At 41.4% G+C, this 23558-nt stretch carries 19 protein-coding genes; 6 read left to right on the plus strand and 13 right to left on the minus strand.

Annotation, left to right across the window (positions count from 1 at the left end):
* Nucleotides 1-54: 54 nt before the first annotated feature.
* Both purB and GWK51_RS08560 read left to right on the plus strand, forming a co-directional pair.
* On the plus strand, nucleotides 55-1443 hold the full coding sequence (purB, locus tag GWK51_RS08555; RefSeq protein ID WP_161933388.1) for an adenylosuccinate lyase: 1389 nt from the start codon (nucleotides 55-57) through the stop codon (nucleotides 1441-1443).
* A gap of 78 nt (nucleotides 1444-1521) precedes the next feature.
* On the plus strand, nucleotides 1522-2160 hold the full coding sequence (locus GWK51_RS08560; protein WP_161933389.1) for a DUF2238 domain-containing protein: 639 nt from the start codon (nucleotides 1522-1524) through the stop codon (nucleotides 2158-2160).
* A 65-nt stretch (nucleotides 2161-2225) separates the two neighbouring features.
* Here the strand turns inward: GWK51_RS08560 and GWK51_RS08565 are convergent, their stop codons facing one another.
* The 8 genes from GWK51_RS08565 to GWK51_RS08600 form a co-directional block, all read right to left on the minus strand.
* Complete coding sequence (locus GWK51_RS08565) at nucleotides 2226-2642, minus strand: hypothetical protein (RefSeq protein ID WP_161933390.1); 417 nt, start codon at nucleotides 2640-2642, stop codon at nucleotides 2226-2228.
* A 108-nt stretch (nucleotides 2643-2750) separates the two neighbouring features.
* The gene (gene sohB, locus GWK51_RS08570; protein WP_142768246.1) at nucleotides 2751-3713 is read right to left on the minus strand and encodes a protease SohB; all 963 of its coding nucleotides are present in this window, start codon (nucleotides 3711-3713) and stop codon (nucleotides 2751-2753) included.
* 200 nt (nucleotides 3714-3913) lie between these two features.
* Entirely contained in the window at nucleotides 3914-4825 is a 912-nt protein-coding gene (pstB, locus tag GWK51_RS08575; RefSeq protein ID WP_100241283.1) for a phosphate ABC transporter ATP-binding protein PstB, read from the minus strand.
* A 13-nt stretch (nucleotides 4826-4838) separates the two neighbouring features.
* Nucleotides 4839-6230 carry a phosphate ABC transporter permease PstA gene (gene pstA / locus GWK51_RS08580; RefSeq protein ID WP_161933391.1) on the minus strand — a complete coding sequence of 464 codons (1392 nt, stop codon included), beginning with the start codon at nucleotides 6228-6230 and terminating at the stop codon, nucleotides 4839-4841.
* Nucleotides 6227-7606, minus strand: a complete 1380-nt coding sequence (gene pstC / locus GWK51_RS08585) for a phosphate ABC transporter permease subunit PstC (protein WP_161933392.1) — start codon at nucleotides 7604-7606, stop codon at nucleotides 6227-6229. The genes pstA and pstC overlap by 4 nt, the downstream gene beginning before the upstream one ends.
* 99 nt (nucleotides 7607-7705) lie before the next feature.
* A complete protein-coding gene (locus GWK51_RS08590; RefSeq protein WP_161933393.1) occupies nucleotides 7706-8731 on the minus strand; it encodes a substrate-binding domain-containing protein in 1026 nt (341 codons plus the stop codon).
* A 471-nt stretch (nucleotides 8732-9202) separates the two neighbouring features.
* A complete protein-coding gene (locus GWK51_RS08595; RefSeq protein WP_142768244.1) occupies nucleotides 9203-10582 on the minus strand; it encodes an amino acid permease in 1380 nt (459 codons plus the stop codon).
* A 136-nt stretch (nucleotides 10583-10718) separates the two neighbouring features.
* The gene (locus tag GWK51_RS08600) at nucleotides 10719-12440 is read right to left on the minus strand and encodes an alpha-keto acid decarboxylase family protein (protein WP_161933394.1); all 1722 of its coding nucleotides are present in this window, start codon (nucleotides 12438-12440) and stop codon (nucleotides 10719-10721) included.
* A 134-nt stretch (nucleotides 12441-12574) separates the two neighbouring features.
* On the opposite strand from GWK51_RS08600, the gene GWK51_RS08605 reads away from it, so the two are divergent.
* Nucleotides 12575-13066 carry an Lrp/AsnC family transcriptional regulator gene (locus GWK51_RS08605; protein ID WP_100241289.1) on the plus strand — a complete coding sequence of 164 codons (492 nt, stop codon included), beginning with the start codon at nucleotides 12575-12577 and terminating at the stop codon, nucleotides 13064-13066.
* A gap of 72 nt (nucleotides 13067-13138) precedes the next feature.
* Here the strand turns inward: GWK51_RS08605 and GWK51_RS08610 are convergent, their stop codons facing one another.
* Entirely contained in the window at nucleotides 13139-14671 is a 1533-nt protein-coding gene (locus GWK51_RS08610; protein ID WP_161933395.1) for a pyridoxal phosphate-dependent decarboxylase family protein, read from the minus strand.
* A complete protein-coding gene (locus tag GWK51_RS08615; RefSeq protein ID WP_100241291.1) occupies nucleotides 14671-16047 on the minus strand; it encodes a diaminobutyrate--2-oxoglutarate transaminase in 1377 nt (458 codons plus the stop codon). The genes GWK51_RS08610 and GWK51_RS08615 overlap by 1 nt, the downstream gene beginning before the upstream one ends.
* A gap of 473 nt (nucleotides 16048-16520) precedes the next feature.
* Here GWK51_RS08615 and GWK51_RS08620 point away from each other — a divergent pair, with 473 nt between their 5' ends.
* The 3 genes from GWK51_RS08620 (at nucleotide 16521) to GWK51_RS08630 (ending at nucleotide 20354) form a co-directional block, all read left to right on the plus strand.
* Entirely contained in the window at nucleotides 16521-17225 is a 705-nt protein-coding gene (locus GWK51_RS08620; protein WP_161933396.1) for an SIMPL domain-containing protein, read from the plus strand.
* Nucleotides 17226-17414: 189 nt separating this feature from the next.
* Nucleotides 17415-19628, plus strand: a complete 2214-nt coding sequence (locus GWK51_RS08625; RefSeq protein ID WP_161933397.1) for a TonB-dependent receptor family protein — start codon at nucleotides 17415-17417, stop codon at nucleotides 19626-19628.
* A 129-nt stretch (nucleotides 19629-19757) separates the two neighbouring features.
* Entirely contained in the window at nucleotides 19758-20354 is a 597-nt protein-coding gene (locus tag GWK51_RS08630; RefSeq protein WP_161933398.1) for a phosphatase PAP2 family protein, read from the plus strand.
* Nucleotides 20355-20408: 54 nt separating this feature from the next.
* On the opposite strand, the gene proB is transcribed toward GWK51_RS08630, so the two are convergent.
* From proB to GWK51_RS08645, 3 genes are all read right to left on the minus strand, one after another.
* Nucleotides 20409-21542, minus strand: a complete 1134-nt coding sequence (proB, locus tag GWK51_RS08635; protein ID WP_100241294.1) for a glutamate 5-kinase — start codon at nucleotides 21540-21542, stop codon at nucleotides 20409-20411.
* Nucleotides 21543-21575: 33 nt separating this feature from the next.
* Complete coding sequence (gene cgtA, locus GWK51_RS08640) at nucleotides 21576-22793, minus strand: Obg family GTPase CgtA (protein WP_100241295.1); 1218 nt, start codon at nucleotides 22791-22793, stop codon at nucleotides 21576-21578.
* A 261-nt stretch (nucleotides 22794-23054) separates the two neighbouring features.
* Nucleotides 23055-23429, minus strand: a complete 375-nt coding sequence (locus GWK51_RS08645) for a winged helix-turn-helix transcriptional regulator (protein ID WP_161933399.1) — start codon at nucleotides 23427-23429, stop codon at nucleotides 23055-23057.
* Nucleotides 23430-23558: the final 129 nt, after the last annotated feature.

The raw sequence follows: 23558 nt of genomic DNA on the forward strand, positions 1-23558 counted from the left end.
GATGTTGCACGAAATTTTCGTTTTACGTTTTATTCCAAAGTTTAAGGAATCACCATGAACGCTTTAACTGCACTTTCTCCATTAGATGGACGTTACGCTAGCAAATGTGATGCTTTGCGTCCTTTCCTCTCTGAGTTTGGTTTAATCCATGCTCGTGTGACTGTTGAAGTGCGTTGGTTGCAAGCGCTTGCGAACCACCCTGAAATTGTTGAAGTTCCAGCATTTACTGCTGAAACAAATGCAGCTTTAGATGCTATCGTTGCTCAATTTTCTGAAGAAGATGCAAACCGCATTAAAGAAATTGAACGCACAACCAACCATGACGTAAAAGCGGTTGAATATTTCTTAAAAGAAAAAATTGCCAATATTGATGAACTTAAAAATGCAGGTGAATTCATTCACTTTGCTTGTACATCTGAAGACATCAACAACTTGTCTCATGCATTAATGTTGAAAAATGGTCGTGATGTATTGGTTGCTTCTATGCAGCAAATTATTGATGCGATTGTAGTATTGGCTGAAAAGCATGCTGACCAACCAATGCTTTCTCGTACCCACGGTCAAACTGCAAGCCCTACCACTTTGGGTAAAGAAATGGCGAACGTGGCTTACCGTCTAGCACGCCAAATCAAACAATTTCAAAATGTAGAATTACTGGGCAAAATCAATGGTGCTGTAGGTAACTACAATGCACACTTGTCAGCTTATCCAGACATCGACTGGCCTGCACATTCACAAGCATTTGTTGAATCTTTAGGTTTAGACTTTAACCCGTACACCACGCAAATTGAGCCACATGACTATATGGCGGAACTTTTTGATGCGTTACGTCGTTACAACACCATTTTAATCGATTTTAACCGTGACGTATGGGGCTACATCTCCTTAGGTTTCTTCAAGCAAAAACTTAAAGAAGGCGAAGTGGGTTCTTCAACAATGCCGCACAAGGTTAACCCAATTGACTTCGAAAACTCTGAAGGTAACTTGGGTATTGCGAATGCAGTATTGGCACACTTGGGCGAAAAATTACCAATTTCTCGCTGGCAGCGTGACTTAACTGACTCAACTGTTCTTCGTAACATGGGTGTTGGTTTTGCGCAAAGTTTGATTGCTTTTGAAGCTTGCTTAAAAGGTGTTGGTAAACTTGAACTGAATGCTGCCCGTATTCTTGAAGATTTAGACAATGCTCAAGAAGTACTTGCTGAACCAATTCAAACTGTTATGCGTCGTTACAACGTCGAAAAACCTTACGAAAAATTAAAAGCCCTTACTCGCGGTCAAGCAATGACGCGTGACATGATGGTTGACTTCGTTAATGGTACTGAACTTGAAGCTGTACCAGCGGCTGATCGTGCGCGTTTAGCTGAAATGACACCTGCAAGCTACACTGGTAATGCAGCAGACCAAGCAAAACAAATTAAAGATTTAATTGCTAAAATCTAATTAGCTGTTAATTTGAAAAGCGAAGCTCAGGCTTCGCTTTTTTGTGCCCTGCTTAATAATAGATACGAATAGAACAACATGATTGAATATCAACTGACGTTTAAACACTGGACTTGTCTTGCACTGATTGCAGTCGCCATCTTCATCGCCAGTATTCAACCTTTAGAGTTCGAGTCTTATCTGTTACACCAAGCAGGCACTGTATTTATGCTACTTGCACTGATCCTGACACTAAAAAAAATTGGACTCGATTTTATTTCTTTTAGCCTCTATTTAGGCTTCTTGTTGGTTCATATTCTAGGGGCACATTATTTATATTCTTATGTACCTTATAACGAATGGATACTGCAACTTTTCAATTTTGATTTAAACCAATCCTTGGGTTGGACACGTAACATGTATGATCGATTGGTTCATTTGGTCTATGGACTATGCTTATACCCTTTTTTCTATCGCCTCTTTCAAGTTTGGCTCCCCAAGCTCAAACCCTATGTACTGTTCCTATTGGTCATTCAGTTTGTAATGGCAACCAGTCTTATATATGAATGGGTGGAATGGTTGATTGCCATTCAACTTTCCCCTGAAGATGCTGAGAATTACAATGGACAGCAAGGTGATATTTGGGATGCACACATGGATATGCTACTGGCAACAGTGGGTGCCATAATTACTGGTGGCATATATCTACGACAAGTGTTTAAAACTCATAACTGCTAATTGATTTTAGCACCCAATAGAATCAGTCACTCCCAACCTTAAGGCAAATATAAGAGTAATATTTTCTATTCATTAATCCATCTTAAAATTTTAGACTCCGCTAAATCTGAATATTTAAACTTATCCAAATATTCAAAACAGACATATTCCCCTTTAGATTTTCTGAGCAGTTTCTCATCAAATCTTAGATGTCTATTATATTTTGAATGTTCAAATTGGATGGTGATACGTTCAAAATGATCACGTTTAACCGCATAGGTTTTATAGAACTTCACCACACCGCAGGCTTGAGATAATTCTATTGGCTTATCTTCTTTTAAATAGGCAGCCAAAGCCAAAACAAGAACACCTGGAAGAAAAGCCAGAATGAATATAATCTTTTTCTTATCTTCGTTCCCTCCTTTTGCTTCCATATACAAAGCAAAATATGCAGGACAAATGATTAAAATTAAAAATCCGAGAAATCCTAAAAATATACTCATCTCTATGTAAATTATGCTGTGTTTTTATAAGTTAAAAGTACTATAACATTTCACAGAAATTAAAAAGCCCACCGAAGTGAGCTTATCCATGCAGATCTTTCTATAATCTTATAATTTAGGATCACGCATTTGTACGAGATTCGCATTTGCCTTGCTGAGACTTTCCATTACCTTATGCATCACGGTTGGAACCAGTTGGTCTGCAATATGCGCTGCCTGTAAGCCAATTTTCTCGCCCAAAGTCGGTTTACGGCGTGTTTGAATCACATAGACATCATGCTGTGGCAACAAACCCAATAAATATTCATCTGAAGTCTGGAGCTTATCCACCAGATTCAAATCTAGCGCATCACGACCGTACCAGTGCTCACCTGTCGCAACCTTTTCCATATTCAGTTGTGGGCGGTATTTCTCGACAAAGTGCTTAAACAATTCATGCGTTTGTTGCAGCTCTTCTTCAAATTTCGCTTTACCTTCAGGGGTATTTTCACCAAACATAGTCACAGTGCGTTTGAATTGACCTGCGGTATACAGTTCAAAATCAACATGGTGTTCTTTCAACAAACGGTTAAAATTCGGAACTTGTGCCACCACACCAATAGAACCAACCACCGCAAATGGCGCAGCAATAATTTCACTGCCAATACAAGCCATCATATAGCCACCGCTTGCAGCCACTTTGTCGACACAAATGGTCAATTGAAAGCCTGCATCGCGTAGACGCACCAATTGTGCAGCAGCCAGACCATAACCATGTACCATGCCACCTGGGCTTTCCAAACGAACCACAACACGGTCACGCCCTGCCTTCGCAGTTGCTAAAATCAGGGTAATTTCTTCACGGATATTGTCGACAGCAGATGCTGCGGTATCCCCTTTAAAGTCCAAGACATAGACTTTTTGATTGTTCTTTTTACGTGCGCGAGCTTCTTTCGCCAATTGTTGCGTGAGCTGTAAAAACTCTAACTTTGAAGCGGTGGTTTGCGCAATTTTTTTTCTTTGTTCATTTACGCGTGCGTTTAAGTGACTAACTCGTATTTCCGCAGGCAACTTCGGCAATTGAAATAACATATGTAAGTAATTCTCAATTTTGTTTGGACTGACTATAAGATGAGGCTTTTATAGCAAAAATTCAATGTTGTTTTTGCAAGAATATCACGATAAAAAATTGCCTTAAAATCATCCACTTTCTACATTTAAAACCAGCATAAATCATTCAAGGCAAAAAAAACCGCAAATTCAAATTTGCGGTTGGCGTACAGTCGCTTTGATTAACCAAAACGACCTGTAATATACGCTTCTGTTAACTGATGATCAGGCTGCGTGAAGACTTTTTCAGTCGAGTTCACTTCAATCAAATCACCCAAATGGAAGTAAGCGGTGCGGTCTGATACACGCGCTGCTTGTTGCATTGAGTGAGTCACAATCGCAATGGTATATTGCGTTGAAAGCTCTGAAATCAATTCTTCTACTTTTGCCGTCGCAATTGGATCAAGCGCTGAACATGGTTCATCCATCAGGATCACTTCTGGACTCACCGCAATGGTACGTGCAATACATAAACGTTGTTGCTGACCACCTGATAAACCAGTACCTGGTTGATTTAAACGGTCTTTGACTTCATCCCAAAGACCTGCTTTACGCAAGCTGTTTTCAACAATTTCTTCCAAGTCATATTTATCACGTGCCAAGCCATGCAATTTTGGACCATAGGCAACGTTGTCGAAAATAGACTTTGGGAATGGGTTTGGCTTTTGGAACACCATACCCACTTGTGCACGTAGCAAAACCACATCAAGGTTCGGATCGTAAATGTCTTGATTATCAAGCAAGACTTTGCCCGTCACACGACACGAATCAATGGTGTCATTCATTCGGTTTAAGGTACGCAAAAAGGTTGATTTACCGCAACCCGAAGGACCAATAAACGCGATCACTTCATTTTGGTAAATTTCTAAATCAATCCCTTTAATCGCTTCAGCTTCACCATAATAGACATGAACATCAGAAGTGCTGAGTTTTACTTTGGCGGTTTCGTTTTCTTTTTTTGCAGAAGCCTGCGTATCAAACTGTGAAATAAACGAAGTTTGGCGCTTGGAATCAGCTTCAGGAGATGTAAATTGAGTCTGTTGTGGATTCACTGACTTGTCCTGCTCTAAAGAGTTATTTACTACAGTATTCATATATTGCCCTCAATTACCAGCGGACTTCAAATTTCTTACGTAACCAAATTGCAAGACTGTTTAATCCAATCATTAATGCAAGAAGTACGATAATGGCTGCCGCAGTACGCCCTTCAAAGAAGTTACGTAACTCATTACCCTGCCATAAATAAACTTGTACAGGTAATGCTGTGGCTTGATCTAACGGTGTAGTTGGAATACTGGCAACAAAGGCGCTCATTCCAATTAATAATAGTGGAGCCGTTTCACCCAAGGCATGCGCAACACCAATGATTGAACCTGTCATGATCCCTGGGAGTGCTAAAGGAAGAACATGATGGAAAACAGTTTGAATGCGTGATGCACCTAAGCCCAATGCCGCTTGACGAATCGAGGGCGGTACAGCTTTTAAAGAAGCACGTGTGGTAATAATTACGGTAGGTAAAGTCATTAGACTTAACACTAAACCACCCACCAATGGTGCAGACAATGGTAATTGCATCCAGCCGATAAAGATTGCTGCACCCAACAAACCAAATACAATCGAAGGAACAGCCGCAAGGTTGTTAATGTTGACTTCAATAATATCGGTAATAAGATTTTTTGGTGCAAATTCTTCAAGATAGATTGCTGATGCTACACCAATTGGAATCGAGATAAAGATCACAATCAACATCATGAACAACGAGCCCATGAACGCACCCGCTAAACCTGAAGTTGCTGGCGCACTGCGCGAGTCAGGATTGGTGAAAATATTGGTATTAAAGGTGTTTTCAATCACCCCTTTAGCCTCCATAGAATCCGCCAACTGACGAACTTCTGGGCTTAATTGTTGTTGATCATCAGGAAGATCACGATCAATGTTCCCTGCCAACCACACATCGACGTTAGCTTCTGTTAACAACTTAATGTCTTCAGTTTTACCAATCAACGTTGGATCAGCCAACACCATATCACGTAAACGATACGATTCGGAGTCAGTATAAATACTGGTTAACTCGTCACGATCAGTTGCCAGTGAAGGGTCTTTCTTAATCAGACCATTTACAATCAGTGCATCCCAATCCACCATACCCATTTCAGTTTGCCAAGCCACATAACGCTCTTGAAACTGTGCTGGTGACTCACCAGCACGCTGTACAGGTTTAGCACCTGCATTCACGATAGTTGGATCAAAATACACAGGAACTGTCATACTAGTTTGCCAAAAAGCAGGTAAACCTTTCGCTAAAATACTGCCAAACAGTAAAACCACGAAGAATAAGCCAGAAATTACTGCTGCCAAACCAAAACTACGAAAGATCTTTTCTTTGCGATGACGTTTAGACAAAGAGTTTTCAATGGTCTTCTTACGTTTTTCACGTAATGCAGCAGCCGATTGCGAATCAATTGATTGATCCATAGGAGAAGAATTTGATGTGCTCATTCGTATTGCTCGCGATATTTACGCACGATATAGAGTGCAATAATGTTCAGACCCAAAGTAATCACAAATAAGGTCAGACCCAGTGCAAAAGCAACCAATGCTTGTGGACTCGCAAAATCTGTATCCCCTGTCAATTGCTTTACAATCGTTACGGTAACGGTAGACACTGCTTCAAGTGGATTTGCATGTAGTAATGGACTATTTCCTGCGGCTAAAACCACAATCATCGTTTCACCCACTGCGCGTGAAACTGCTAACAAGAAGGCACCTGTAATACCAGGTAAAGCTGCAGGTAACACCACTTTTCGGATCGTTTCAGACTTGGTTGCTCCCAAACCTAAAGAGCCATCACGCAAAGCACGAGGTACCTGAGTAATAATGTCATCTGAAAGTGAAGATACGAAAGGAATAATCATAATCCCCATTACGAATCCTGCGGTCAGCGCACTGGTCGCATTAATGTTCACGCCAACTTGTTCACCGAGCATTCTGAAAAATGGACCAATGATCATCATCGCGAATACACCATAAACGATGGTCGGGATCCCTGCGAGGACTTCAATGGCAGGTTTTGCCCAAGAACGGAAACCCGAAGAAGCATACTCTGCTAAGTAAATGGCGATCATTAAACCCAAAGGCACTGCGACCAGTAGTGCAATACCACTGACCATCAAGGTTCCCCAAATTAATGGAAGTAAACCATAACTGCCTTCTGCATTGCCCGAGGTACTGAAACCAGGGTTCCATTCGGTTCCAAAGAAGAAATCCATTGGACTTACGAAACGGAAGAAATGCATTGCCTCAGTGAACATTGACATCACAATACCGACTGTCGTCAGAATTGCCACACCCGAACACAATGCCAAACCAATATTGATAATTTTTTCAACTTGGTTACGCGCACGATACTGACCTTGTACTCGTTGCTTTGCCCAAACTAAACCAACCAATGCCGCACAAATTACGACCGCCAGTTTTGCAAAAGAACCAATGCTTTCTACTTTTGCCAATTGCTGTGCTGCTGCAATTTCATAAGGTGCAGCTTGGTCGCTTACCCCAAACCCTGAAGCAATTGCCTGAACACGATCTAGGAGAACTTCAACACCAGCAGCATCTAAGCCATTCATCACATTTGCAGGAACATTATTCATCACAATGTGGCGCAAAATATTTGGCTCAACAATATTCCAAACAATCAAAATTAAAAAAGCAGGGATACCACACCACAGCGCAACCAATGCCCCATAATAACCTGGGCGCGAGTGCAACATTGCTGAGTTATTTCCCTTACCTGCTAAGTTACGACTTTTTGCGAGACCAATTTGGTAGGCTATCGCAATTAACGCCAGTAACACGCCTATAAGTAGCAGATTCATGTATTCTCCACCGTTTTTTCAATTTTCATTCTTTGAAAAAACTCACTAAGTACAAAAAGCCAATGGTGGGAGATCCCACCATTTGCCTAATTCACCGAATTACTTAACCGCTTTGCCTGCTTTAAAATCAGCAAGGATTTTTGCACGCTCTTTGTCTGACATAGAGATCAAGCCTGCTTTTTCTAACTTAGAGCCTTTACCAGATACTTTCTTGCTCAAGAAGTATTCTGTGTATTGTTGTAGACCTTTGATTGACTGAAGGTGTTCGCCTTTCACGTAGAAGAACAATGGACGTGATACAGGGTAAGAACCATTCAGAATTGTTTTCTCAGATGGTGCTACGTTGTTTACTGTTGCTACACGTAATTTGTCACGGTTTTGGTCATAGAAACCTAAGCCGAATACACCTACAGCACTTGGAGAAGTTTTCAAGCGAGCTAAAGTTTCAGTATAATCGCCTGCAATTTCAATTACTTTACCGTCTTTACGGAAAGCCGAACATGCTTTCTTCTGAGCATCTTTGTCTAACTTTTTGAAGTAATCGTAAGATTCACAACCCGCTTCAACCATTTTCTCTTGGAACACTTCACGTGTACCGTGGTTAGATGCTGGGATGACTAGAGTGATTGGTTCGTTTGGAAGAGTTTTGTCAATTTGGTTCCAACGTGTATATGGGTTTGGAACTAATTTACCGTTAGAAGGTAATTTTTCAGCCAAAGCCGCAAATACATGGTATGGCTTTAATTTATAAGCTGATTTGTTTGCATTTGATGCAAATACAATACCGTCATAACCAATTTTAATTTCATGAATTTTGTTTACGCCTGCTTTTTTACAAGCAGCTAATTCTGTATCTTTAATTTTACGCGATGCATTTGCTACATCAATTGTATTGTCACCTACACCCGCACAGAACTGTTTTAAACCACCAGAAGTACCACCAGAACCCACAACTGGAGTTTTGAATTGCGGGAATGTATTACCAAACTCTTCAGCTACAATACTTGCATATGGCAATACTGTTGAAGAACCAGCGATTTGGATTGTGTCACGTGCTGCATTTGCAGTTGTTGCTACAGCTGCCCCAGTTACTGCCAATGCAAGTGCGATGTGGTTTAAGCGCATGCTCATCTCTCTTAATGTGTGCAATGTGAAGTACGCCACTTTTTTATTCAGTTTTGTACTTTTTTCGATATGTGCATTTTGATTTTAAAATATGACAAATAAGTTACAGCAATATGACGCTTTTATGATATTTGAAGATTGAATGATGATTTATTTAAAATTCTTTTAGATTCAATATGTAACACAAAATATATTCTTATTTTTCTGATTTGATTCCTAGCGCTAAAGTGTAACAATTCATCCTGATGTCATTTTAATACGCTATAAAGCGCACCAACCTACGCTTTGCTATCGTTTAAACATTAGTCTTTTACCCCAAATACTTTGTATTTTAAGCCTGATTTTCTATATCAAATGATAGGCTTCCCTGTAGCAAAGACTTCAGCTTTTATTTTAAGGAACCAATCTTTAATGCAAAAAGGCTACCTCACTTTCGTCAGGTAGCCCCCAAATCATGAAACTTTTAAGCGATTAATTGGACTGAGCTTCAGGCAATACCAGCATTTTTTTCCGATATTTGAGCACATACAGAATGGCTAAAGCCACCATCCAGATTGGACCTAAAATCACAGCCAAACGCATGTCTGGTGTCAGTGCCATGATAATCAAAATCATGCAGACAAAAGCGATGGTTAAGTAGTTGGTCCACGGACTTAAAATGCTTTGAAACTTGGTCTGACGGCCTTGTAATTTCATCGCTTTGCTAAATTTCAAATGTGTGACCGAAATCATCAACCAGTTAATCACCAATGCAGCAACCACCAGCATCATAAATAACTGGAAGGCTTGTCCTGGAATAAGATAATTCACCAATACACACACCGCAGTAATGCCTGCCGAAACCATTGCAGCAGTCACTGGAATACCGCGACTGTTGACCTTTTTCAAAATTGCAGGTGCATTCCCCTGTTCTGCCAAGCCATGTAGCATACGGCTATTACAGTAAATACAGCTGTTATAAACCGAAATGGCTGCAATCAACACCACAAAGTTCAAGACATTGGCAACACCATTACTGTTCAAGGACTGGAAAATTAACACAAATGGGCTTCCGCCTTCTGCCACCATATTCCACGGATAAAGACACAGTAAAATACCAATCGCACCGATATAGAAAATCAAAATACGATACACGATTTGATTGACTGCTTTCGGAATAGTGGTTTCAGGTTGCTTGGTTTCAGCCGCGGTAATCCCGATCAGTTCCAGACCACCAAAGGCAAACATAATCACAGCCAATGCCATGACAAAACCATGCAGACCATGTGGGAAAAAGCCACCGTGCTGCCATAAGTTAGCAATACCAGCTTGTGGACCTGCTGAACCTGAAAACAGCAAATAGGCACCAAAACCAATCATGCTCAGAATGGCAATGATTTTAATACAGGAAAAGATAAACTCTGATTCACCAAAAAAGCGGACATTCACTAAATTAATGCCGTTCATTAAGATGAAAAAAAACAGTGCTGTCATCCATGTCGGAATTTCAGGCCACCAGAACTGAATAAAGGTCCCGATCGCACTTAATTCCGCCATACTGACCAGTACATACAGTACCCAATAGTTCCAGCCCGACATAAAGCCTGCCATTTTGCCCCAATACTTATTGGCAAAATGGCTAAATGAACCACTGACAGGCTCTTCCACCACCATCTCGCCCAACTGGCGCATAATTAAAAACGCGATAATACCTGCAATGGCATAGCCCAACAAGATTGAGGGACCTGCGAGTTTAATGGTTTGTGAAAGACCTAGAAATAATCCTGTTCCAATTGCACCACCCAAGGCGATCAGCTGAATATGCCGATTGGACAAGCCCTGCTTCAAAGCATGCTGATTGTGTTCATCCATACATTTTCTCCGTTATTGGTGTCACTTCCTGTACACCTTTATTCAGCAACAGCACTGAAGGTCGCCATCGACCTTCAGACTCAATTTTCTTTAATTCATTCCTTTTATCTTTTAAGCAGATAAATCCTGTTACTGCTTAAAATGAACTTGCATTCTTACATTCAATGGCTTGGGAACGCTGCGTTAAAATTTCATAACCACGATCGCCATAGTCAAAACGAGCAATCACATTGGCAAATTTTTTCAAACTCATCGGGGCATCCATGGCTGGGAGTTTTAATTCCACAAAAGTCAGCCCATCTTGTTGCTCCACATTTTCCAACAACTGTTTCAGCTGCCCAATCGTTTCAACCACATGGGATTGATAAGCTTTTCTTCCATTGAACACTGCTGGAATTTGAGCATAGTTCCAGTTTTGAATATCGTTATACGCCGCATTTTCCCCCATAATTAAACGTTCAATGGTATAACCACCATTATTCAACAAGAAGATAATTGGCTTTAACTCATGACGGATAATGGTCGAGAGTTCCTGTACCGTTAACTGGAATGAGCCATCCCCAATAAACAGGATTTGTCGACGCTCAGGTGCAGCCAGCAGGCTTCCGAGTAAGGCTGGCAAGGTATAGCCGATCGAACCCCAGAGTGGTTGAGCAATATATTTTGCAGTCGCAGGCAGCTTCAAACCCGATAATGCAGAATTTGAGGTTCCTACTTCCCCAATAATCACATCATCCTCTTTGAAAAATCCTGCAATCGCATTCCAAAGCAGTTCCTGACTCAGTTTCTGTTGTTCAGGTACTTCGATACGTTGCACAGGCTGATGATTTAAAACGGGTTGCGGCGCTTTGCGTGGAGCAACCTTTTTATTTAATTCAGCCAATAATTGCCCGATGGCAATACCTGGTACATCCTGTCCAAAAATGTTTAAACCATAAGGCTTAATTTCAATATAGTTTTCAGTTGCAATTTGATGGGTAAAAACGGCGGAGCCTACATCGGTAAAGCGCACCCCAACACCAATTAAACAGTCCGACTGTTCAATCACATTTTTGACATGTGGCTGACTCGCGCTCCCTACATAGGTTCCGATATAACGTGGCGAACCCTCATCCATAATGTTTTTTGCAGTATTCATACTGGCAAAAGGCATCGAGCATTTGATAGAGAGATCATGCAGTAAAGAAGTCACACCAAACACTGCAGCTTCGTTATCAACCAACAATGCTGGGCTTTTGGCTTTAGCAAGAATGCCACACAGTTGATCGACCACACTATGCAGCAATTCAGGCTCAACTACTGGATAACTTAAATCGAGTGGACGTGCATCGACCTGAATTTTCACATGGGTAATATCCGATGCCAGCTGAATATGCACAGGACGACGCTCGATAAAGCACTGACGTAACACACGATCAATTTCAGCAGCTGCATTGGCTGGCGTTAGACGTGTCTGTGCAACCGTGAACTCTTTCATGCAGTTCATAATGTTATCGTAGTTACCATCCACCAGCGTGTGATGCACCAGAATGCCCTTTTGCACCACATGCAAAGGTGGAATGCCTGAAATATGTACCATCGGCACATTTTCCGCATAGGCTCCTGCAATACCGTTAATCGCACTTAAATCACCTACACCATAGGTGGTTGCCAATGCCGCAAAACCGTTAATACGTGCATAACCATCGGCAGCATAAGCCGCATTTAACTCATTACAATTACCAATGAATTCTAACTGCGTATCTGCTTCGACTTGCTCAAGATAAGAGAGGTTAAAATCACCCGGGACACCAAACAGATGCTGTATACCCATTTGTTTTAAACGAAGATTTAAAAATTCACCAATTTCCATGAACATTGCTCGATATCCTTTGAGACCAATTTTTATTCCATAGAAAAAATAATATTTCATTTAACGGGTGAATTTCGTGCATAATGAAAACGGATTTGATTAAAAATACAAGATTTGTGTATCACAAAAGGATTTTATGCATGGATAAGTTTGACTGGCAAATCATACAGGCACTACAAAAAAATGGACGGCTGACCAATCAGGAGATTGGAGATTTAATTGGTTTATCGGCTTCACAATGTTCTAGAAGACGCCAACTGTTGGAACAAAAAGGCATCATCTTAGGTTATACCGCACGCATTCAACAGCAAGCCTTAGGTATGGAAGTCACCGCGATGATTCACATTAACTTAAGAACCCATGAAGCAACCTCGCAAACAGCATTTCAAGAGCTCATTGAAGCAGAGGACAATATTCAGGATGCTTTTTCCATCAGCGGCGATGCAGATTTTATTTTGAAAGTGGTGGCTGAAAACTTAGAACAGCTTTCGCATTTTGTAACGGAACGTCTACTGACCTACCCATTTATTGGACATATTAAATCTTACATCGTTTTGAAAAAAGTGAAGGAACAGAATCATTTTTTGCTAAAGCCCAAAGGTTTTAACTATCATCACGCACATTCCGCTTAATTATTTCCCCCATTAACATTCAACCATAAAAAAAGCCTGGAAAATTCCAGGCTTTTTCGAACAACATGACGATTAGTCAATTGCTGGCGTATAAGTACCCGCTTGAATTGGACCTTTAATACGGTCTGCTTCAGCAAGAACAAGCGACAACAAGTTCTTTACGTTTTCTAATGTAGCCACAGGGCTCAGTGTCGTCATTTTCAATGATTGCACTTGACCAACCTTGGTTACACCAATATTCGCTTCACCACGTGCAAACAATTCATCTGCAACGTTTTGATTCAATGTATCCAACAACTCTACTGGGTAGCCTGCTGGTACAACACGGAACAAGACCGAAGCAAATTGAGGCTCAACCAAAAGCTCAAGACCATCTGCTGCTTTAATATAATCCGCAACATCACGTGTCAATTTCACACCGTGATCGATCATTGAACCATAAAGCTCTTCACCCAATGCTTCTACAGTCATCCACAATTTCAACGCATCAAAACGACGCGTAGTTTGTAAAGACTTCGATACAAGGTTTGGAACACCATGTTCTTCATCATAAGCTGAGTTTAAGTATTCAGCTTCATAGTGCATGAAACGATAGTTCGCTTCATCTTTCAACAAGAACGCACCACATGAAATGGTTTGGAAATAGTGCTTATGGAAATCCAGCGTGATCGAGTCAGACAACTCAATGCCATCAAGCATCGAACGGTAATCGTTCGATAAAATCAGTGCACCACCCCATGCCGCATCGATATGCATCCACGCGCCAAACTTGTTGGTGATTTCACGAATTTTCTTCAATGGATCAATTGCACCCGCATCGGTTGTACCCGCAGTTGCAACTACACATGCCACGATTTTGCCTTCTGACTGTAAATGCGCCATAGTTTTTTCTAGGGCATCAACATCCATTTGAGCATTTTCGTTCACAGGCACAGTAACGACTGACTGGAAGCCCATACCCATCATCGCCATGTTCTTTTGCACAGAGAAATGCGCATTTTCAGAACAAATGACTTTAACGTTTTTCATGGCTTCCGCAGGAATACCATCACGCTGAACAGACCACGGATTACCGTTTTCGTCTTTCCAGTTTTTCGAGATGCAAGCATCACGTGCAAGGAGTACACCCATCAAGTTAGATTGCGTGCCACCTGAAGTGAACACACCAGCTTGACCTGCGCCATAACCGACTTTTTGACGAAGCCAATCAATCAATTGGACTTCCATCAAAGAACCCGCTGGGCTTTGATCCCATGAGTCCATAGATTGGTTGGTTGCATTAATCAAAACTTCAGCAATTTGGCTTGCAACCATAGTTGGGCAATGCAAATGTGCTAAAGAGTGAGGGTGATGTACTTTCAAGCTTTTATTTAAGAAAAGCTCAACCATACGATCTAATGACTTTTGTACACCTAAACCGTCTTTGGTCGGGTTAAAAGCAATCGCATCACGTAATTCTTTGATGCTGCCACCTGTGTACATTTTGTCATTTTGCAACCATGCCGCTACCGCTTTGGTAGCTTGCTCCATTGCTGACTCATAGTCAGCAATAGACTGGGCATCATTGCAGAGTAACGCTTTACGGTGTTCTGCAAAATCAACCATTATTGAGCGCCTCGCACAGCAACAAGCGCTTCTGCAATTGCTTTCTTAAAGCGAGCAACCACTTCCACACATTCATCTTGAGTGATGATTAATGGGCAAAGTAAACGAATCACCGTACCGTTACGACCACCTTTTTCTAACAATAATTTGTTATCAAAACATGCCGCTTGGATCGCTGCAGCCAATTGACCATCAGCAGGTAAAGAACCCATGTGATCTGCTGGTTTACGCTCATCAACGATTTCTACGCCGATCATTAAGCCACGACCACGAACGTTACCGATACATGGGAATTCTTGCGCTAATTTTTTAAATTCAGCTTGTAAGAAATCACCACGCTCTTGCGCATTTTGTGCCAAGTTCTGTTCAGTAATGGTTTTTAATACCACTAGACCAGTACCCATTGCCAATTGGTTACCACGGAAAGTACCCGTGTGACCTGCTGGCTGCCATGCATCAAACTTACGTTTAATACCCAATACAGCAAGTGGTAAGCCACCACCAACTGCTTTAGACATTACGACAACATCTGGCTCGATACCCGCATGTTCAAAGGCAAACATTTTACCTGAACGTGCAAAGCCCGCTTGAACTTCGTCAAGAATTAACACGATGTTGTGCTTTTCAGTCACTTCACGGATTTTCTTCAACCATTTGGTTGGAGCAGTCACGACACCACCTTCACCTTGAATTGCTTCAAGAATCACCGCAGCAGGCTTCGTTACACCGCTTTCAACATCTTCAATGAAGTTTTCGAAGAAATACGTTAACGCGTCAACACCTGCTTCACCACCTAGACCAAGTGGGCAACGGTATTCATGCGGATACGGCATGAACTGTACGCCTGGCATTAAACTGTTCACCGCGTTTTTAGCAGACAAGTTACCTGTCATTGCTAAAGAACCGTGAGTCATACCATGATAACCACCAGAGAAGCTGATCACTGAGCTACGACCTGTATATGTCTTCGCCAATTTAATCGCCGCTTCAGTTGCATCTGCACCAGATGGACCACAGAACTGTAAGCAGTACTCTTCTTTTCCACCTGGAAGATACGAAAGCAACGCTTCCGTGAAAGCATCTTTCAACGGTGTAGTTAAATCTAAAGTATGTAATGGAATACCACTAGTAAGTGTATCTTGAATACTTTGAACGACCGCAGGATGATTATGGCCCAATGCCAATGTTCCTGCCCCAGCTAAACAATCAAGGTACTCTGTACCTTCAACATCGGTAACCCAACAACCTAATGCTTTGGCTATCGCTAACGGTAATTTACGTGGATAGCTACGAACATTGGATTCCATCTGACTTTGGCGAGTCAAATAGTATTCGTTAGTAGAATTAGTGGCAGGGTTTACAGAAGAAACGCTCATATCGAATTACCATCTCTGATATGGGTTGAAAGAAATAAGTCTGGTGACTTGCGGTCCTTTGACTCGGTGCTTTATAGAATCTAGTTAGACAGTATGTATCTATTTAAGAACTAGGAGCGGCATGATACCGAATTTTTCAGGAAAATAAACAACTTTTAGCAAATTTCCGCCCTAATTTTATCGAAAAAAAATCTACTGTTAACTTGTTCATCAATTATCATCTTACATTGTGACAAGCGAAAGAAAATATGATTTTTTTAACTTTTTTTAGATTTCCTGTATCCCCTCGCGCCCCAGTCAATCATTTTAAAATTAACTTACTGATTTAATGAATTTTAATTTAATTATGTCTGATGCAGTTTCAGGCTTAAAAATTACAAACTCACCACAATTTCTGCAAAAGTTTCACATGAAGCCCCTTTACCATAAGCAGAATTAAATTAATTTGAAAATTCAAATAAAGGTTACTTCTTATGCGTCATTTTGTCCTTTCTTCCCTGCTTTTAAGTGGCTTATTCAGCGGCAACGTTTTTGCACAGCAAACCGAAGCTTTAAACTACAATTTAGTGAACGTTCAAGCGGAAGCAACACGTCAGGTTTCCAATGATGAAATGCATGCCGTTCTTTATATTGAAAAGAGCAATAAACAACCTTCTGAACTGGCGAGCCAAATGACTCAACTGATGAATCAGGCACTTGCCACTTCACGTAAATACCTAAATGTCAAAGTGGAAACAGGTTCACAAAGCACTTACCCCATTTATGACAATGACAGCCGTAAATTGAAAGAATGGCGTGGACGTGCAGAAATTCAAATTGAAAGTACCGACTTTAAAGCGGCAAGCCAGCTCATCAGTGAATTGCAACAGAATTTCCAAACTCAATCCATCAACTTCACTGTTTCTGATGCGCAACGTAAAAAAGTTGAAAATGAGCTTATGATTGAAGCTTCTAAAAACTTCCAACAACGCGCACAGTTGCTCAGCCAGTCTTGGAATAAATCTGGATATAACCTCGTCAACCTTAACCTCAACACCAGTAACTTTTATCCTCAACCTGTAATGATGCGTGGCGCTATGGCGAAATTTGCCGATGTTGAGGCTGCGCCAGTTCCTGATGTTGCTGCTGGCGAATCTAAAATTACCGTGAATGCGAACGGAACTGTACAGTTTAAATAATTTGTAGTAGTAAGCATTAAAACCGTGTTCTAAGCACGGTTTTTTAATTTCTATTTTGATTTAGGTCATATTTAAGATCGAAATATTATAATAATATTAAAAAATCATGGTAATTAATGATAACCATTATTATTCAACAATACGCATTGACCCGATAAGATACCGCGAAATTCGCAAATCTTATTATCCATGTCAAAACACTTGATTCAATCTGGCATTTCCAAGCCCACTAAAATCTCACCATTAACTGTAGCCGTTCAGCTTGCATTAACTTGCCTTGCTACGCAAACTGCATTCGCAGCAGAGCCTGATAGCAACACGGTCAGCACCCTACAAACCATTACCTTACAAGCTGAAGGCAACTGGTTGGAAAATGCCAATGTAGAAAAAGTACAAAAACATGCTGGCGCGCGAACTATTGTTGACCGTAACCGCCTTGATGAAGTTGCAGCCACCTCCATCAAAGATGCGCTTAAGCAAGTTCCTGGGGTACAAGTCCAAGAAAACAATGGTACTGGCGGCAGTGATGTATCACTGAATATTGGTGTGCGTGGTTTAAATTCACGCCTTTCTCCACGTTCAACCGTATTACTGGATGGCGTACCGTTATCCGTAGCACCTTATGGTCAGCCGCAACTTTCACTTGCCCCAGTTTCATTGGGTAATATCGAATCTGTTGACGTGGTCCGTGGTGCGGGTTCTGTACGCTTTGGTCCACAAAACGTGGGCGGGATTATCAACTTTGCAACACGTGCTATTCCGAAAGATTTTGCAGGCAATGTCAGCTTAACCACGGAATATGCTTCAGGCACAGATCAAACCAAACTCAGCCCGAGTTTGTTTGTCGGTGGCACCTTAGATAATGGCTTAGGTCTTGCCCTGCTGTATTCAGGAACTAAAGGCAATGGCTATCGCGAAGCCAATAACCAAACTGACATTGACGATGTCATGTTAAAAACGGCTTATCAATTGACAGATGCCGATGCTATTGCCCTAAACCTACATCACTACGAAGGTCGTGGCGAAATGCCTGAGGGATTAACTGCTGCACAATATGCAGAAAACCCTTACCAATCCAATCAATCACGCAATTATTTTGCGGGTCGTCGTTCAGATGTATCTTTGCGCTACACCCATCAAGATGAGCAAAATAATTTTGAGTTACTGACCTATTATATTGACTCTTTCCGTACCAGTAATTTAGAAACTGACCTGAGTAGCACCACCAAGCGCATGGACATTTCACCTCGTGAATACCAAGTTTTTGCCATTGAGCCACGCTTCTCTCGTGCTTACCAACTCGGTAATACCAATAGTGAGTTTACCATTGGTTATCGCTATTTAGAAGAAGACAGCTCTGAATATGCAGGTCGATCTTCTAACTATGCTTCAACTGCAGCGGTTTCTGAAATTAAAGCACGTTCATCAAGTGAAGGCGGCACCAAAGCTCATGCTATTTATGCCGACAACCGTTTCGATTTAGGTAGTTGGGTGATTACGCCTGGGCTACGTTTCGAATCCATCGAAACGTACAATAACTTTACTGCCTACAACCAAGGCGTGTACGTCAATACCGTTTCTCCTAAAATTGATTCTGATGAGTTTTTACCAAGCTTATCGATACTTTATAAAGCCACAGACAACTGGAATATTTTTGCCAATGCGGGCGTTTCTTTTGGTCCACAGCAATACAACCAATTGGCTCGCTTTGAAAATGGCGTAGCAGTAAGTACAACGGATGGTTTACATCCTGAAAAGTCAAACAACTATGAAATCGGCACCAAATATCTAGGCAATGGTTTAAATGCTGAATTAACGACATTCTATTTAGATTTCGATAAAGAACTTAGCTTAGTACCAGGCACTCAAAATAACAATATTTGGACAGACTTAGGTGCAACCAGTCATAAGGGTGTCGAACTAGGTCTGGCATATGACTTTGGTTACCTTATGGACACCCTAGAAGGACTCAAAATCTATAGCAACTATACCTTCACCAAAGCTGTCGCTGAAGCGGGAGAACTCAAAGGAAAAGACTTACCTTTCTATTCACGCCATACTGCCAATCTTGGTTTAGGCTATAAAGTGAATCAATGGACCATCAATGCCGATATGTTTGCACAATCCAAACAACATTCCCCGAATAATCCAGATCAACCTAAAGGTTATTACCAAACAGAAGAAACTAGTAATGGTATATATGGAGATATTCCAGGTTACTCAACATTTGCAGTGCGTACAGCCTATGACTTTGGCGAGCAATTCCATGGTTTAAAAATTGGCGGTGGTATCAAGAATGTATTTGATAAGCAATATTTCACTCGTTCTACCGATCCAGCAACTGCTGGCAAATATGTTGGTCAACCACGTACCTTCTACGTACAAACCTCGTTTGATTTCTAAGATGAATATCGTGTAAATCACGCTTCACTCTAGACTTAAAAAAAGACTACAATTCCGTAGTCTTTTTTTATTTCAACCAGATGACAGAATTATTACACTCTATGCACTTTGTATACATAAACCGCCTTCATGTCTCTTTCTGAATTCAATCTCACCCTTTTTTCTTTGATCAATGCTTCTCCTGATGCCAGTAACAGCACCATTCACTTTGCGATTTTTATTGCCAATGATTTGCTGTATTGCATGATTGCAGTTTTTGCATGGTTCTGGCTGCGTGGTAACTATGAAATTAAAAAACAAATCTTAAAGGCATTCATCTTTACCAGCATTGCCCTTTTGATTAGTCAGTGTATTTCCCATATTTTTTATCACCCACGTCCATTTGTCATGGAGATTGGTCGAACACTGATTGAGCATGCACCCAATGGCTCATTCCCCAGCGACCACATGCTGATCTTTAGCAGCATCGCCTTTTCATACTTTTTCTCAACACAACGCAAACTTGGTATTTTAATGCTCATGATGGCTTGGCTGGTGGCATGGTCACGCATTTATGTTGGGGTACACTTCCCCTTAGATATGCTTGGCGCATTTATGATTGCCTGTGCGCTCAATTTATTCGGGCTCACCGTCTGGAACCATTACAAAGAGAAACTGATGCAATGGGTGCTGACCATTCACTTCTATCTATTTAAGCCTTTAATTCAACGAGGCTATATTAAGTAGTTCATTCCATAATAAAAAATCCCGCTTTAAAGCGGGATTTTTTTATGCAGCAATTTAGTAAATCGCCATGTTGTTGCGATGAATCATTTCTAGTGAACGTGCTTCACCCAAAACTTGGTAAACCTTATCCGAAGATAAGCCTTTCACCAATTCGGCTGAACGTGAACTGAAATTCACACGCCCGACTGCAACACGATAACCTGTTGGGTCAACGCATTCCACCACATCACCACGATCAAAATGACCTTCAACCGCTTTGACACCCACAGGTAACAAACTACGGTGATTGTCTTTAATGGCTTTGACTGCACCATCGTCCAGAACCAAACGACCCGCGGTTTGCAAATGTGCCGCCAACCATTGCTGATGTGCAGTAATGCGATCATTGTCAGTAATAAACAATGTCCCGAGCATTTCACCCGCCATTAAGCGTGCAAGCACATGATCACTTTCACCACTGGCAATCAAGGTTGGACAGCCCGACTTAGCAGCTAAACGTGCAGCACGGACTTTGGTCAACATACCACCACGACCAAACTTGCCACCACCACCAGCCATATCAAACAGGCTCTCATCCAAAGCTCGCACGGTATGGAACAGTTTTGCATCAGGATTCGAACGTGGATCAGAATCAAACATGCCTTGCTGATCTGTCAAAATGATCAACAAATCTGCCTGCACCTGACCTGCAACCATTGCTGCCAGTGTGTCATTGTCACCAAAACGAATTTCATCGGTAGAAACCGTATCATTCTCATTAATGACTGGAATGACATGCCAATCGATTAAATTTTGCAACGCATCACACGAGTTTAAATAACGACGACGATCTGCAAGATCGTCATGCGTTAATAAAACCTGTGCAGTTTGAATGTTGTGTTGCTCTAAGACACTTGACCATGTATGGATAAGACCCATTTGACCAATGGCAGCACATGCCTGAAGACTGGGTAGATCGGTGGGTCGATGCTCTAGCTTCATACGAACCATACCTTCAGCCACAGCACCAGACGAAACAAGGATAATTTCATGCCCTGCTTTGTGTAGATCCGCGATTTGTTTCGCCCAATGCGAAATTGCCTCTAAATCTAAACCTTGCCCATTTGCTGTGAGTAAAGATGATCCGATTTTAACAACGATACGTTTTAAAGCCTTGAGCTGACGTTGCCCATCTACCACTTCTATCATCTTGTCCTCAGTTACATGTTGTTCGCTCAGGAATTAGCGAACGTAATACACTTCCATTTCGCCGTCGTCGCCATCATCATCGTCTTCATCATCATCTGCCAATAGACCAGCGAGACGCTGTTGACGACGCATTTCACGATAAGCTTCTTTCGCGGCAATGGTTTGTTCACGTGTTTCAGCTTCTAACTGCTCACGGAATGCTTTCACTTCTGCAGCATAATCAGGATCTTCAACTTCGCGTTCGCGTTGTTGTTCAATTTGATCCATGAGGTAGTACACAACAGGTTTGGTTCCTTCTGCCAACAAACCTGAAGTTTTAAATACTGGACCTTTCCAATCTAATTCTTCAAGAATGTGGTTACACCATTCTTCACTGGTTTCAGGTGAAAGTTGGTCTAATTTGTTCAGTACCAAGACCACAGGTAGTTTTGCCAAAGTTGGAGAGAATTTCTTCAGCTCATTCATAATGGCTTTGGCATTATAAGCAGGGTCAGAACCATCAATTGGCTGTACATCTACAATGTGTAATAAAATACGGGTACGAGCCAAGTGCTTTAAGAAACGAATCCCTAGACCTGCACCTTCTGCAGCACCTTCGATCAGACCTGGAATATCCGCCATAACGAATGAACGGTGACGGTCAGCATCGACCACGCCTAAGTTTGGCACCATAGTGGTAAACGGATAGTCTGCAACTTTTGGTTTCGCTGCTGAAACGGCACGAATAAAGGTTGATTTACCCGCATTTGGCATACCCAACAGACCTACATCTGCCAATACTTTAAGTTCTAAACGAATTTCACGGAATTCGCCTTTAAAACCATGGGTACATTTACGTGGCGTACGGTTAGTCGATGATTTGAAATGCGTATTGCCTAAACCACCATCGCCCCCTTTAGCCACAAGAACTTGCTGACCATCTTCAACCAAGTCCGCAATAATATCGCCAGAGTCGGTATCAACAATGGTTGTACCTACAGGAACTTTTAAAATAACGGATTCACCGCCACGACCAGCACAGTTTGCGCCTGCACCATTTTTACCACGTTCTGCACGGAATTTACGGGTATAACGATAATCTACCAGTGTGCTAGTGTCGTCATCGGCTTGAATATAAATGCTGCCACCACGACCACCGTCACCACCATCTGGCCCACCAAAGGGTACAAATTTTTCACGGCGAAAACTGGCTACGCCATTGCCACCGTCGCCAGCCTCTACGGTAATGACTGCTTCATCAACAAAGCGCATACTGCCAATCCTCTAAAATCTTTAAAACCGCTTATTCTGCCACATTTTAAAGCATTTCTCGAATAGAATTATTCAACTAAATATTAAAATTGCTCATTATTGTTCTGTATCATCCTATTTTTATTGTTGTTTTAGCTTTTTTATAGCTTCATATTATTTGAGAGGATAAATCAAAGTGAATCCTTCCGCATTTTAAGTCACGTTCCGAGTACGCAGCTACTGGTAGGGAATTCAATATAAGAATGCTACTGATCTAATAATTTAAAGATTGATCTTCGGCTTGTTCGCCAAAATTTCAGGAATATTTCTTTCAATCCAAGAAATAAGCTCATTTACCTTGGTTGCCGCCTGTGAACCCAAAATTGTCAGTTGATATTCCACTTTCGGTGGCACAATTGGATAAACTGTACGTAGCACCAAACCATCTTGCTCCATGGTTTTCAGGGTTTGTGACAACATTTTTTCACTAATCCCTTCAATTTTCACTTTTAGTTCACTAAAGCGGTGTACGCCTTCACTTAAGCAATGCAGTACCAATAGCGACCACTTACTGGACAGATGTTCAAGGATTTCGCGAGAAGGACAAGCTGTCGATAAAACTTGCCCCAATAAATGACTTGTTGCATATGTACTCATAAACTCCCCCTGCTCAGATGCTGCTTACTTTTCTTATCTGTACTTTCATTCGGTAAGCTATCAGATTAATCTTTAACCATCAAGAAACTGATTCATTCTTTCCTAACCTGCTAAGTCCTCAATTTCAGT

It is taken from the genome of Acinetobacter kanungonis (genome assembly GCF_009939195.1).
In the GTDB taxonomy this organism is placed as follows: domain Bacteria; phylum Pseudomonadota; class Gammaproteobacteria; order Pseudomonadales; family Moraxellaceae; genus Acinetobacter; species Acinetobacter kanungonis.